Consider the following 13,347-nt stretch of genomic DNA (forward strand, 5'->3'; position numbering starts at 1 on the left):
CCTGTCCCGGACGGCTCACGGGGCGGGCGATCCTGACGCAGCGGCAGGACGGACGACCGTCTGGGGCCTCAGGTTCCGCTGCGGGAGAGTAGTCGCGACAGGTCGGCAGCGCCGATGAGCCCGGCCTCGGGGCCGAGAGCGGCGCGCTCGATCCGCGCAGCCGGCCTGAAGCCCCGACCCGTCAGGTTCCTGCCGAAAGCCCTTCGAGCCGGATCCAGCAGGAGTTCGCCGGCGGCACTGAGCCCACCGCCGATGATGAAGGTCCCCGGGTCGAGTGCCGCGGCCAGATTGGCCAGTCCGAGCCCGAGCCACTGACCGACGTCGTCGACTAGCTCGCGCGACGCCGCATCCCCCTCCATGGCCAGCCTTGTGACGAGCGCGCCCGTGATAGCGGTGCCGTCCTTGGGAGCGGCGTCGATGATGGCCTTGGCGACGGGCGAATTCGCTGCGGCGAGCTCGCGCGCCTCACGCCCGAGAGCGTTACCCGACGCGTACTGTTCCCAGCAGCCGCGGTTGCCGCACTCGCACCGGTGACCCTGCGGCACGATGATCTGGTGCCCGAACTCGCCTGCGACGCCGTGCCGCCCGCGCTCCACGCGGCCCCCCATGATCATGGCGCCGCCGATGCCCGTACCGAGGGTGACGCAGACCAGGCGTGACTCCCCGCGCCCCGCGCCGAAACGCCACTCGGCCCAGGCTGCGGCGTCGGCGTCATTGACCACCGTCACGCGTCGGCGCAGCAGTTTTTCGAGATTCCGCCTCAGCGGCTCGTTACGCCAGGCGAGGTGGGGCGAGAAGAGAACCGTACTGTTCGACAGGTCCATCCATCCGGCAGCACCGATACCGACCGAGCGGATGCGATACTCGGCCGAGAGCTCCCGGACGAGCTCGGTGATGACCGCTTCGACGGCCCTGGGATCCTGTCCCGGCGTCGCCCTCCGAGCTTCGGCGAGGATCCTTCCGTGCACATCGACCACGCCTGCAGCCACTTTGGTGCCGCCGATGTCGACGCCGACCGAGAGTCCTCGCCGGGCGGGATTGGGAAAGGAGGTCCGGGCCGCCCGCTGTGACAACGGCCCGTTGGCGCGCCACGCGATACCTGCCTCGCTGCGTAACCGGCGGGGCCTCGTTCCACCCGGTTCGGTGGTGGTCGCCATGCGGTCCTTCCTCGTCCTCGCGGACCGCGCTCGGCGCCGCGTTACCGATCTGTACATTACTGGACGGAGATTCGGGCAGCTGAACCTATAGGCTGAAGCGACCTCACGGTCGAGGTCGATCCCAAAGGAGCTATCGTGCGCGACATCAGCGTTCCCGTCCTCGTGGACGTTCCCCGCCAGACCAACATCACGGATCTGGTGATCCGGCAGGCGGCCAAGCCATCCAATCCCGCGCTGTTCGCCGTCAAGCGAGAGTCCGGTGAGTGGGAGGACATCCCGGCCACCGAGTTCCGCCGCCAGGTCGAGGACATCGCGAAGGGCCTGATCAGTTCGGGAGTCCAGCCCAGCGACCGTGTGGCCATCATGGCGCGCACGCGGTACGAGTGGTCCCTGGCCGATTTCGCCATCTGGTTTGCCGGCGCCGTGTCCGTCCCCATCTACGAAACGTCCTCGCCCGCGCAGGTCGCCTGGATCCTCAGTGACTCCGGAGCCGTCGGTGCTTTCGTCGAGTCCGCCCGCCACGAGAATGTTGTCCGCGAAGCCGTAGCACTCGAGGGCATCGAGTCCCTGCAGCACGTCTGGCAGTTCGACGGCAACGGCCTCGACACCCTGCGCACCGCCGGTGCGGGTACCGAGGACCGGACGGTTGCCGACCGCCGCGCCTACGCCGGGCTCGACGACGTCGCGACGATCATCTACACCTCAGGCACCACGGGCAAGCCCAAGGGCTGCGAGCTGACGCACGGGAACTTCGTCGAACTGTCCGAGAACGGGGCAGCCGCGCTGCCGGAGGTAGCCCGCGAGGGAGGCCAGACCATCATGTTCCTTCCCCTGGCCCACGTCTTCGCGCGGTTCATCTCCGTGCTCTGCGTCGCGGCCGGCGCCACCGTGGCCCACACCCCCGACGTCAAGAACCTCCTGCCGGATCTGCAGAGCTACAAGCCCACCTTCATCCTCGCCGTGCCCCGCGTGTTCGAGAAGGTGTACAACAACTCCATGCTCAAGGCCGAGGACGGCGGCAAGGGCAAGATCTTCCACGCCGGCGCCGACGTCGCCATCGCCTGGTCCAAGGCCGAGCAGGCCGGCAAGATTCCACTGGGCCTGAAGGTCAAGCACGCCATCTTCGACAGGCTGCTCTACGGCAAGATCCGCACAGCCATGGGTGGACGCGTCCAGCACGCGGTCTCGGGAGGCGCGCCGCTCGGGGACCGGCTCGGCCACTTCTTCCACGGCATCGGCCTGATGGTCCTGGAGGGCTACGGCCTGACCGAGACGACTGCGCCCATCACCGTGAACACCCCGAAGAAGATCAAGATCGGCACGGTAGGCGCTCCACTCCCGGGTAACGCGGTCAAGATCGCCGACGACGGCGAGATCCTCGCGAAGGGCGTCTGCGTGATGAAGGGCTACTTCAACCGTCCCGAGCTCACCGAGGAGGCCTTCGTGGACGGCTGGTTCCGGACAGGCGATATCGGTGAGCTCGACGAGGACGGCTTCCTGCGCATCACGGGACGCAAGAAGGAGATCATCGTGACGGCCAGCGGGAAGAACGTCATCCCCGCGCTGCTCGAGGACGCCATCCGCGCCAACGCCCTGGTGTCCCAGTGCGTCGTCGTCGGTGACCAGCGTCCCTTCATCTCGGCGCTCGTCACCCTTGACGAGGAAGCGCTCCCGGGCTGGCTCGAGCGGCACCAGCTTCCCGCCGGCACCACCATGTCGGAGGCCGCGGAGCATCCGTTGGTCCTCGCGGAGATCCAGGAGCTCGTGGATACTGCCAACACCACCGTGTCCCGGGCCGAAGCCATCAAGGTCTTCCGGATCGTCCCGATCGACTTCACCGAGACGTCGGGTCACCTGACCCCGTCCCTCAAGATCAAGCGCGCGCAGGTCCTCAAGGACTACTCGGACGTCGTCGAATCCATCTACTCCGCCACCAAGGTCTAGCAAACGCAGCCTTCCTCCCCGCAACGTCGGCGAGGAGGGCTGCGTCATTCCGTCTTCAGGCTGAGCAGCGCATTCTCGATGACCTCGGTGAGCGCCGGGTGGATCCAGTACTGCCCGCGAGCCATGGTCTTGGCGTCGAGTCCGAACGACATGGCCTGAATGACCGGCTGGATGATCATCGACGCCTCGTGGCCCAGGACGTGAGCGCCGAGGATGCGTCCGGTGGACTGGTCCGCGATGATCTTCGCGAAGCCCGTGGTGTCCTCCATGGCCCAGCCGTACGCCGTCGAGCCGTAGTGCTGAACGGCCGTGACGATCGTGGTACCCGTGGCATCCGCATGCGTCAGTGCCTCCTCCTCCGTCATACCGACGGAGGCGACCTGCGGATGGGAGAACACCGCTGCGGGCACGAAACGGTGGTCGCTCGCCCGCAGGGATCCGGGATGCAGCAGATTGTGAGCGACGATCTTCGCCTCATGATTCGCCACGTGCTTCAGCTGGTAGTCGCTGCTCACATCACCGAGCGACCACAGGCCATCGACGGGCTCGCCGTTCCGCAGGACGCGCTGATAGTCGTCGACGACGAGGCGACCGTCGTCGTGCAGGTCGAGGCCCACCTCTGCGGCGCCGAGGGTATCGGTATTGGGCGTGCGGCCGACGGCGACGAGCACGACGTCGGCCTCGAGCTCCACGACGCCATCCGGTCCGTTGAGGCGCGCGGTGACGCTGCCGTCGGCCGTGGCTGCCAGGCTCGTCACATCGGTGAGGAGGCGAAGATCCCACTGCTGCTGGGCCTGCTGCGTGAAGGCCTCCGATACGGTGTCGTCGAGGTGACGCAGCATACCGCCGGAACGCACGGCTACGGTCACCTCGGTACCGAAGGAGGAGAAGACGTGCGCGAACTCCGCGGCGACATAACCGCCGCCGATGATGAGCAGCCGCTTGGGCAGCTCGTCGAGGCGCATGACGGTATCCGAGGTATGCACCTGGGGCAGGGAAATTCCGGGGATATCCGGCAGGATGGCACGGGATCCCGTCGCGATCACCAGTTGATCCGCTGTCACGGTCTCGCCCGAGGCTGTCTCGAAGGATCTCTCCCCGGTCAGCCGGACGTACTCCTCGATGAGCGTCACGTTCTGCAGCTCGTCGGCCCGATAGGTCCTGCCACCTCCCGCGATGGCGTCGATCCGGGTGAAGATGCGGTCCCTGATGTCGGTCCAGCGCACCCCCTCGAAGGACAGGTCGACGCCGAGGCGCGCTGAGGCGGTAGGGGCGGACGCGAGTTCCGCCGGATAGACATACATCTTCGTGGGGATGCAGCCGACGTTCAGGCACGTGCCTCCGAAAGTCCCACCCTCGACGAGGACGACTGTCCGGTCATCCCACTCCGGCGAGATGAGCGTGTTTCCGGAGCCGGAACCGATGATTGCGAGGTCGTAGTGGGTCACCTCCGAAGTCTAGCCGCGGGTCAGGCACCCAACTGGTCGACGACGAGCGCCGCCAATTCGGTCACTGCCCGCCGTGTCGCCGGATTGAGCCTGCTCAGGTCCACGCACGAACCTTCCGCCAGGTGCCGGTCGTAGGGGATGCGGACAACCGTCTTCACCCGCGATCGGAAGTGCTGCTCGATCTGCGAGATGTTCACCTGAGTGCCGTTGCCCGAGGACAGGTTGATCACCACGATGGCCTTGGCCACGAGGTCCTGCCGACCGTGGGCCTCGAGCCAGCTGAGTGTTTCGGAGGCCAGTCTCGCTTCGTCGATGCTTCCACCCGACACCAACACCACCGAGTCCGCCTTCTCGAGCGTTCCCTTCATGACGGAATGGACCATGCCTGTCCCGCAGTCGGTCAGCACTATCGAGTAGTAGCGACTGAGCAGGTCCGTCACCGCGCGGTAGTCGGAATCGTCGAAGGCCTGGGCCACTGCCGGATCCGTGTCGGAGGCGAGCACATGAAGCCGGGAGCCGTCGCGCGTGACGTACCCGGCGAGCTGGGCGAACGAGTCGATCGTGTAGCGGTTCCGCACCAACTGCCGCGCGGTGTGGTCCGCGCGACCCGGGGACCTGTCCGACAGCGTGCCCCGGTCCGGGTTGGCGTCCATGGCGATGATGCGGTCCTCGCGGACGTCGGCGAGGACCATACCGAGGAGAGTGGTGACGGTCGTCTTGCCGACACCACCCTTGCGGGAGAGCACCGGGACGTACCGCGTCCGTCCGCCGAGCCGGGCGGAGATGCGGTGCTCAAGGGCCCGCTGGACGCGGACGGCGTCCGAGTCACCGACGTTCACGCGTCCGAAGGTGGCCGTGTACAACCAGCGCCGCCAGCCCGAAACGGGCGGCCGGTCTACGCCGACCAGCAGTCGGCCGGCGGTGAGTGCCGACGCCGGCTCGGGTCCGAGTTCCCTGTCGCGTCGACTCGTGCGCTCGGCGGCGGCTCCAGCTGTCGAACCGGCAGTGCCCGGTAGGCCTCCGCCGTTCGAATCTGCTTCGGTGGGCGACGTCCTCCCGCTCCCTGAACCCGACGGCGTCCAACCGGTAGCTTCAGCCGCTTCGGTGAGGCCCGCAGTAGCCGGGCTCGCGCTGGGACGAAGTGCGGCGCCTTCCTTGGCAGCACTGGCCGAGGTGGCAGCGCCACCGCTCCGGTCGCTGTCGCCGTCGGCGTCGGCGTCAGCGTCGGCGTCTTTGATACGGCCCTGCCCGGGGAGAAGCGGGACACCGGGCACGATCGGGACGCCTTGCGTTCGATCCGGGATCGTCGCGTCAGCACCCGGCGCGGTGCCGCCGGTTCCGGCTGTCGAGGGGTCGGTCGTGTCGCTTGCCATGGTTCCTCACAGATCGTCGGGTTGGCGACTCCGCCGTCGTGCGCGAATCCGCCGTACTGATCTTTCCAGCGCTTCACTGTAGCCTGCCCGCAGTTACACAGGATCACGTGCTGAGGGAGCGCGGGCAGGCCGTGGCGCAAGGAGCTATCAGGACGGTGCGATGACGAGGAGGAGGTCTCCGCCCTGGGCTGGTGCGGTGCCGGTGAAGGCGAGGCGTTGGATGGTTCCGTTGATGGGTGTGGTGATGTTGGCTTCCATTTTCATGGCTTCGATGGTGGCGATGGTGTCTCCGGCGGTGACGGTGTCTCCCTCTGTGCGGTTGATGGTGACGGATCCGGCGAAGGGCGCGGCGATGTGGCCGGGGGTTCCGGGGTCTGCTTTCTCGGCGGCCTTGACGTCGCTGTCGACGCTGCGGTCGCGCACGCTCACGGGTCTCATCTGCCCGTTGAGGGTGCACATCACGGTCCGCATACCCTTCTCGTCGGGTTCGCCGACGGCTTCGAGGGTGGCGATGAGCCGGACGCCTTTTTCGAGTTCCATGACGTGCTCGGTGCCCGGCTGCAGTCCGTAGAGGTAGTCCGCGGTCCCCAGCACGGAGACGTCGCCGTAGGTGTCGCGGATACCCTGGAAATCCTTGGTGGGTCCGGCGAACAGCAGGGTATTCAGTGCCGTCCTGCGCTCCTTCGGGGTTCCTGCGAGCTTCTTCTCGTCATCGGCGGACAGTTCGGCGTTGCGGGGTTTGAGTTCCCTGCCCTGGAGGGCCTTGGTGCGGAAGGGCTCGGGCCAGCCACCGGGCGGGTTGCCGAGGTCTCCGTTGAGGAACCCGATGACCGAGTCGGGGATGTCGTAGTCCTGCGGGTTGTCCTCGAACTCTTTCGGGTTGGCATTGGCGCCCACAAGGGCCAGGGCAAGATCCCCGACGACCTTCGAGGACGGTGTGACTTTCACCAGCCGACCCAGGATCCTGTCGGCCGCGGTGTACATGTCCTCGATGGCCTCGAACCGCTCCCCCAACCCCAGGGCGATGGCCTGCTGCTTGAGGTTGGAGAGCTGGCCTCCCGGGATCTCGTGCCGGTAGACCCGGCCCGTGGGTCCGGGGAGCCCGGACTCGAACGGGGCGTACATGCGCCGCACAGCCTCCCAGTAGGGTTCCAGCGCGCACACGCTGCCGAGGTCCAGGCCTGTGTCCCGGGGTGTGTGGGCCAGGGCGGCGACCAAAGCCGACGCCGAGGGCTGGCTGGTCGTTCCGGCCAGGGCTGCGCTGGCGACGTCGACAGCGTCGACGCCGGCGTCGGCGGCCGCCAGCAGGGTGGCGAGCTGCCCGCCGGCGGTGTCATGGGTGTGCAGGTGCACCGGCAGATCGAAGCGTTCCCGCAAGGCGGTCACGAGCTTCGCCGCCGCGGCGGGGCGCAGGAGCCCCGCCATGTCCTTGATGGCCAGGATGTGCGCGCCGGCATCCACGATCCGCTGGGCAAGATCCAGGTAGTAGTCCAGGGTGTAGAGCTTCTCGGCAGGATCCAGCATGTCCGAGGTGTAACACAGCGCTACCTCTGCGACCGCGGTCCCTGTGGCCCGGACCGCGCGGATCGCCGGTTCCATCTGCGACACGTCGTTCAGGGCGTCGAAGATCCGGAACATGTCGATGCCCGACGCTGCGGCCTCCTTGACGAACGCCGTCGTGACGGCCTCGGGGTAGGGGGTGTAGCCGACGGTGTTCCGGCCGCGCAGCAGCATCTGCAGGCAGATGTTCGGCACCTCCCGCCGCAGCACGTCCAGGCGCTCCCACGGGTCCTCACCCAGGAACCGCAGCGCGACGTCGTACGTCGCACCACCCCAGGCCTCCACCGACAGCAGGCCGGGAGTCAGGGCAGAGACACTCGCACCGGCCGCGGCAAGATCGCGGGTCCGCACCCGTGTCGCCAGCAGAGACTGGTGCGCGTCCCGGAATGTCGTATCCGTCACCGCGACCGCGGTCTGTTCCCGCAAGGCCCGCGCGAAACCCTCCGGACCCAACTCCAGCAACCGCTGCCGGCTACCTGCCTGAAGCGGCGGGGCCTCCCGCCCAGCATCGCGCCGAGCATCCCGCCCGGCATCCCGGTCCGCCTGGTCTTCGGGCAGGGCCGGGAGTTTCTCCCGTGGGTCCAGGTGCGCCGGCCGGGCACCATTGGGTTGGTTCACCGTGACGTCGGCGAGCCAAGTGAGCAGCTTCGTCCCGCGATCGGCGGGAACCCGGGCGGTGAGCAGTTCGGGGCGTTCGTCGATGAAGGAGGTGGCCACGTTCCCGGCGATGAAGTCCGGATCATCCAGGACCGCCTGCAAAAAGGAGATGTTCGTCGAGACCCCACGGACCCGGAACTCGGCCAACGCGCGCCGGGCACGCGTCACCGCAGTCGGGTAGTCGCGGCCCCGGCAGGTGAGCTTGACCAGCATCGAATCGAAGTGCGGACTGATCTCCGCCCCCGCGTACACGGTCCCGCCATCCAGGCGCACCCCCGCTCCACCCGCGGACCGGTAGGCGGAAATCCGTCCGACGTCGGGACGGAATCCGTTCGCCGGGTCCTCCGTGGTGATCCGGGACTGCAGGGCAGCACCCCGCAGGTACACCGTGTCCTGGCTCAGTCCCAGATCGGCCAGCGTCTCCCCGGCGGCGATCCGCAGCTGCGACTGGACGAGGTCGACGTCCGTGACTTCCTCGGTGACGGTGTGCTCGACCTGGATGCGCGGGTTCATCTCGATGAACACGTGCTGACCGGCCCGCTCACCCACCGTGTCCACCAGGAACTCCACTGTCCCGGCATTCACATAGCCCAGGGCCGTCGCGAACTTCACCGCGTCCCGATGCAGGGCCTGCCGAATCCCTTCATCCAGGTTCGGCGCGGGAGCGATCTCGATGACTTTCTGGTGGCGGCGCTGCAGCGAACAATCCCGCTCGAACAGATGCATCACATTGCCTTCGGCGTCCGCGAGGATCTGCACCTCGATATGCCTAGGCCGCAACACCGCCTGCTCCAGGAACATCGTCGGATCCCCGAACGCGGACTCCGCCTCCCGCATCGCCGCCTCCAGCGCCTCCGGGAGCGCCTCGCGGGTTTCGACCCGGCGCATCCCACGGCCACCACCACCGGCAACAGCCTTCGCGAACACCGGGAAACCGATCTCGTCCGCCGCAGCGATCAGTTCCTCGACGTCGGCGCTGGGCCGCGACGAGCCCAACACCGGGATACCCGCGGCCCTTGCAGCGTCGAGGGCCAACACCTTGTTACCCGCCAGCTCCAGCACGTCCGCCGGCGGGCCCACGAATGTGATGCCCGCCTCGGCCGCAGCCCTCGCCAGCCCGGGGTTCTCCGACAGGAACCCATACCCCGGATAAATGGCGTCACACCCCGACTCCACCGCGACCCGGATGATCTCCTCGATATCCAGATACGCCCGGACCGGGTGTCCCTCCTCACCGATCAGGTACGCCTCGTCGGCTTTTTGCCGGTGGATCGAGTTCCGGTCCTCATGAGGGAACACCGCAACAGTCTTCGCTCCCACCTCATGACAAGCCCGAAAAGCCCGAATCGCGATCTCGCCGCGGTTAGCTACCAGAATCTTCGAGAACATCGCACTCCTGCATCCTTGCCGGTTGGGTCCTTCACGCTGGCATGATCCTACCCGGCGGCCGGCCGGAGTCCTCTGCGCAGGTCGCTGTGCTTCTCCGCCCTCCATCACGACGAGCACGGCAGCGCCGTCCCGGGAGTCCGGGCGCTTCTCCCCTATGATTGGTCGGGGATCAATCGGACATCCGCCTGCTCCGGCGGCGGTCACAGACAGGTATGGGTTCAACACGTGCAGGTAGTGAGCATCAGCAGTCTCAAAGGCGGCGTGGGCAAGACGTCGGTCACTCTGGGGCTGGCTTCGGCCGCGCTGGCAGCGGGCATCCCCACCCTCGTCGTCGACCTCGATCCTCACGCTGATGTGACCACCGGGCTCGGCGTCAGACCGTCGGACCAGATCGACGTCGGGCGCCTCCTCAAGGACGCGCGGCGCGGCGATCTGGGAGCCAACACCGTCCCTGCCGGCTGGGTGGCGACCGCCGCGAAGCTGTCGGGTCCTTCGACATCGACGCTCGATGTGGCCATGGGGTCGGCGTACTCCGGCATCTACGACCGGCCGGATCTCGGTCGACGTGATCAACGACGACTGACCACGCTCCTGTCGCGGGTCAAGGGCTACAGCCTCGTCCTCATCGATTGCCCGCCCTCACTGAACGGACTCACCCGCATCGCGTGGACCGCGAGCAACAAGGTGGTCCTCGTGGCCGAGCCCGCCCTCTTCTCGGTAGCAGGCACGGAACGAACGATGCGTGCCCTCGAACTCTTCCGCCGTGAGTTCGCCCCTGACCTGCACACTGCGGGCATCGTCGCGAACCGCGTTCGCGCGACCTCCCACGAGCACGCATTCCGGCTCGGAGAGATGAAGCAGATGTTCGGAGACCTCCTCCTCAGTCCAACCATTCCGGAGCAGGCGAACTGGCAGCAGATCCAGGGCGCAGCCCACTCGGTGCATCACTGGCCGGGAGAATCCGCCCGGCAGGCAGCGGGCTACTTCGATGAGCTGCTGAGAGGTGTCATGGATTCCGGAAGGATGCGGAGCCGCGGCGCTCGACGCTGACCCACATACGACCATGCCGCCCTCATCAAGTGCTTCGATGAGGTAACGGCACACGTTGTCGAGATCGCTCCTGCCCGGTGAGGAATCGCCCGGGCCGCTGGTAGCGTTAGCTGATCTTGCGGGTGGCCCGGCGCTTGCTGAGCTCGTCGCCCGGGAAATCCTGTTCCAGTGCATGTTCGCTCGGGAGGGCCGCGAGGCTGCCTTCCACTTCACGCCAGACACGCCCCACTGCGATGCCGAACACTCCCTGGCCGCCCTGCACGAGGTCTATGACCTCGTCGGCGGAGGTGCACTCGTACACACTGGCGCCGTCGCTCATGAGAGTGATCTGCGCAAGGTCCTCGACGCCGCGCTCACGCAGGTGCTCAACAGCAGTGCGGATCTGCTGGAGGGAGACGCCGGTGTCGAGCAGTCGCTTGACGACCTTGAGGACGAGGATGTCGCGAAATCCGTAGAGCCGCTGCGTACCGGACCCGGAGGCACTGCGCACAGCCGGCTCCACGAGCCCTGTGCGGGCCCAGTAGTCGAGCTGACGGTAGGTGATGCCCGCGGCCTTGCAGGCTGTGGGGCCGCGGTAGCCGGCATCCTCATCGAGGACGGGGAGATCTTCCGTGAACAGTAAGCCCTGGGCGCTCGCCGGCACACCAGCGCCTGCCGGGCTGCTTGCCTTGCCGGCGTCACCCTTCGGACTCACGTGTTGCCTCCTCGTAGCGTCCCCGGGAAAGATGCTCTGGGAGGAACCTCAGGACATGCACTCACGTGCGCCTCGAGTCCCCCACACATGATGGGAACTGTATGGTTCGACGTTAGATCGCGGAAGGGCCGAGGTCAAAGAGGCTGCATCCCAAGAATCGGCGTGTCGGCGAAGGCTCGCCGCCAACACGAAGCCGGCGCCCGGGAACTCCGGAAGAAGAACCCATGGGTGTCCGCAACTCCGCCTAGCGCTCGAAGTCCTCGGGCTCGACATCGGCGAGGAACTCCCTGAACTGGAGGACCTCCTTCTCGGCCGTCTCCTCCGTGTCGCCGTCTTCTGCGTCATCGGCATCAGCGTCGGCAATCTCGACGCCGGCCACTGCCATCACGTCGTCGGCGCAGTAGATGGGACACGGGACACGCAGCGCAATGGCCAGAGCGTCCGAGGCGCGGGAACTGACGGTCACACCATCACTGAACACGAGTTGCGCATGGTACACGGTGTCCTCGACCGAGGTGATCCGTACCTCACTGATGACCTTGCCCACAGCAGCGACGACGTCGACCAGCAGGTCATGCGTCATGGGTCGTGGCGGTACTATTCCCTGCTGCACGAAGGCGATGGCACTGGCCTCCGGGGCGCCGATCCAGATCGGTAGGTGCCGCTCTCCCGACGATTCGCGTAGGAGGACCAACGGCTGGTTCGAGGGCAGTTCGATCCGTACGCCCACCACTTCTACTTCGATCACGGGGACGCCGCCTAACTGTCCATGCGGGCTATATGGCTATGTACGAGGGCGCTGTGCAGGCCCAGGCAGAGTTCACTGATCTCACGCGCAGTCTCAGCGGCCCGAGCCTTGGACGCGACGTCCTTCCGGGAAGCCAGGGGTGCCACGACGCGCTCGACAAGACCCAGTTCGCGGTCGGCGGCTGCGCGGAACGGCCTCAGGTGACGGGGTTCGATACCGTGGCTCTCGAGCTGGACACAGGCTCTGGTGATCTTGAGGGCGTGCTCGTCGAACCGGTTGTCGACGGCAGCGATGAGTCCGAAGCTCACTAGGTCGTCGACGAAGCGGCGCGGTGCTCCGGCCTCGGCGGCCAGCGTCTCGGCGGTGAGTCGACGGGCATGCGCGCTCAGTTCCCTCGACAGCTGGTCGGAGACGACCCGCGGCGAGAGCGTCATGCCGCCGGGGAGCGAGTCCGGTCGCTCACCGCGATCGATGGCGTCGACGTAATCCTTGATGACCTTGAGGGGAAGATACTGGTCGCGCTGGAGAGCGAGCACGAAGCGCAGGCGCTCGACGTCGTGCGCTGTGTACTTCCGGTATCCGGCGCGCGTCCTTTGCGGGGAGATGAGGCCCTTTTCCTCCAGGAAGCGGATCTTCGACGCTGTGACCTGAGGGAACTCCCCGGACAATTCGCGCAGCAACTCACCGATGGTCAGGACACCGGCACCGGAATGACCGGAGAGGAGACCGGCCGGCCGGGGAGCGGGTTGGGAGACAGGCATGAAGCGGACTAGGCCTGCGCTGTCGTGCGCTGCGCGGTCTGGCCAGGGACGGTCCGTGCCGCATAGAACGTCAGGCGGAACTTGCCGATCTGCACTTCGTTGCCGTTGCGCAGTGCCACGCTGTCCACACGATCGTTGTTGACGTACGTGCCGTTGAGGCTTCGGGTATCGACGACCACGAAACCACTGTCGCTGCGGCGGAACTCGGCGTGCTGGCGGGATACCGTCACATCATCGAGGAAGATGTCCGCGTTGGGGTGGCGCCCTGCCTTCGTGATGTCTTCATCCAGCAGGAACCGCGCCCCGGCGTTCGGGCCGGAGTGGGCGATCAGGAGAGCGGAGCCGTCGGGAAGGGCCGCTACAGAAGCCTGCTCCTCGCGCGTCAGATTTCGTTCCAGCTCAGTCGTGGCGACGTATGGCGGCAGACCGATCGTCGTTGTCTCAGGAGACGTCATGTGCGGCTCTTCTCCATTCACGGCTGGGTTCACGTTGGGTACCATCGAACTTTCCTCCCCTACTGCGTGGAACGGCTGGTCGCGCTGAGCCGCTCCGCCCCTGCTGCCTTC

At 66.9% G+C, this 13,347-nt stretch carries 10 protein-coding genes; 2 read left to right on the plus strand and 8 right to left on the minus strand.

Going from position 1 to position 13,347, the window contains the following annotated elements; translation table 11 throughout:
- Positions 1-68 precede the first annotated feature (68 nt).
- Positions 69-1,157, minus strand: coding sequence for an ROK family glucokinase (locus RCH21_RS10955; protein WP_326964388.1), 1,089 nt, complete (start codon positions 1,155-1,157; stop codon positions 69-71).
- 135 nt (positions 1,158-1,292) lie between these two features.
- Here RCH21_RS10955 and RCH21_RS10960 point away from each other — a divergent pair, with 135 nt between their 5' ends.
- Positions 1,293-3,101 (plus strand): AMP-dependent synthetase/ligase, encoded by a 1,809-nt coding sequence (locus tag RCH21_RS10960; protein WP_326964389.1) that lies wholly within the window; start codon positions 1,293-1,295, stop codon positions 3,099-3,101.
- Positions 3,102-3,145: 44 nt separating this feature from the next.
- On the opposite strand, the gene RCH21_RS10965 is transcribed toward RCH21_RS10960, so the two are convergent.
- The 3 genes from RCH21_RS10965 to RCH21_RS10975 form a co-directional block, all read right to left on the minus strand.
- A complete protein-coding gene (locus RCH21_RS10965) occupies positions 3,146-4,549 on the minus strand; it encodes a mycothione reductase (protein ID WP_326964390.1) in 1,404 nt (467 codons plus the stop codon).
- A gap of 20 nt (positions 4,550-4,569) precedes the next feature.
- Positions 4,570-5,922: a MinD/ParA family ATP-binding protein gene (locus tag RCH21_RS10970; protein WP_326964391.1), complete on the minus strand. Its 1,353-nt coding sequence runs from the start codon at positions 5,920-5,922 to the stop codon at positions 4,570-4,572.
- 147 nt (positions 5,923-6,069) lie between these two features.
- The gene (locus RCH21_RS10975; RefSeq protein ID WP_326964392.1) at positions 6,070-9,528 is read right to left on the minus strand and encodes a pyruvate carboxylase; all 3,459 of its coding nucleotides are present in this window, start codon (positions 9,526-9,528) and stop codon (positions 6,070-6,072) included.
- A 225-nt stretch (positions 9,529-9,753) separates the two neighbouring features.
- Between RCH21_RS10975 and RCH21_RS10980 the strand changes: the two genes are divergently transcribed.
- Positions 9,754-10,578, plus strand: a complete 825-nt coding sequence (locus tag RCH21_RS10980; RefSeq protein WP_326964393.1) for a ParA family protein — start codon at positions 9,754-9,756, stop codon at positions 10,576-10,578.
- A 106-nt stretch (positions 10,579-10,684) separates the two neighbouring features.
- Here RCH21_RS10980 and RCH21_RS10985 read toward each other — a convergent pair whose 3' ends face one another.
- The 4 genes from RCH21_RS10985 to RCH21_RS11000 form a co-directional block, all read right to left on the minus strand.
- On the minus strand, positions 10,685-11,272 hold the full coding sequence (locus RCH21_RS10985) for a MerR family transcriptional regulator (protein WP_326964394.1): 588 nt from the start codon (positions 11,270-11,272) through the stop codon (positions 10,685-10,687).
- Positions 11,273-11,516: 244 nt separating this feature from the next.
- Positions 11,517-12,020 (minus strand): bifunctional nuclease family protein, encoded by a 504-nt coding sequence (locus RCH21_RS10990; RefSeq protein ID WP_326964395.1) that lies wholly within the window; start codon positions 12,018-12,020, stop codon positions 11,517-11,519.
- Between the two features lie 11 nt (positions 12,021-12,031).
- Positions 12,032-12,781, minus strand: a complete 750-nt coding sequence (gene ftsR / locus RCH21_RS10995) for a transcriptional regulator FtsR (RefSeq protein WP_326964396.1) — start codon at positions 12,779-12,781, stop codon at positions 12,032-12,034.
- A gap of 8 nt (positions 12,782-12,789) precedes the next feature.
- Positions 12,790-13,281: an FHA domain-containing protein gene (locus RCH21_RS11000; RefSeq protein ID WP_120149238.1), complete on the minus strand. Its 492-nt coding sequence runs from the start codon at positions 13,279-13,281 to the stop codon at positions 12,790-12,792.
- Positions 13,282-13,347: the final 66 nt, after the last annotated feature.

The sequence above is a fragment of the Arthrobacter sp. PL16 genome (genome assembly GCF_035985055.1).
Taxonomy (GTDB): domain Bacteria; phylum Actinomycetota; class Actinomycetes; order Actinomycetales; family Micrococcaceae; genus Arthrobacter_D; species Arthrobacter_D cheniae.

What these genes read in the sequence shown, in the direction of transcription:
- RCH21_RS10975 (WP_326964392.1), bottom strand. Translation starts at nt 9,528, where the DNA reads ATGTTCTCGAAGATTCTGGTAGCTAACCGCGGCGAGATCGCGATTCGG.
- ftsR (WP_326964396.1), bottom strand. Translation starts at nt 12,781, where the DNA reads ATGCCTGTCTCCCAACCCGCTCCCCGGCCGGCCGGTCTCCTCTCCGGT.
- RCH21_RS10955 (WP_326964388.1), bottom strand. Translation starts at nt 1,157, where the DNA reads ATGGCGACCACCACCGAACCGGGTGGAACGAGGCCCCGCCGGTTACGC.
- RCH21_RS10970 (WP_326964391.1), bottom strand. Translation starts at nt 5,922, where the DNA reads ATGGCAAGCGACACGACCGACCCCTCGACAGCCGGAACCGGCGGCACC.
- RCH21_RS11000 (WP_120149238.1), bottom strand. Translation starts at nt 13,281, where the DNA reads ATGGTACCCAACGTGAACCCAGCCGTGAATGGAGAAGAGCCGCACATG.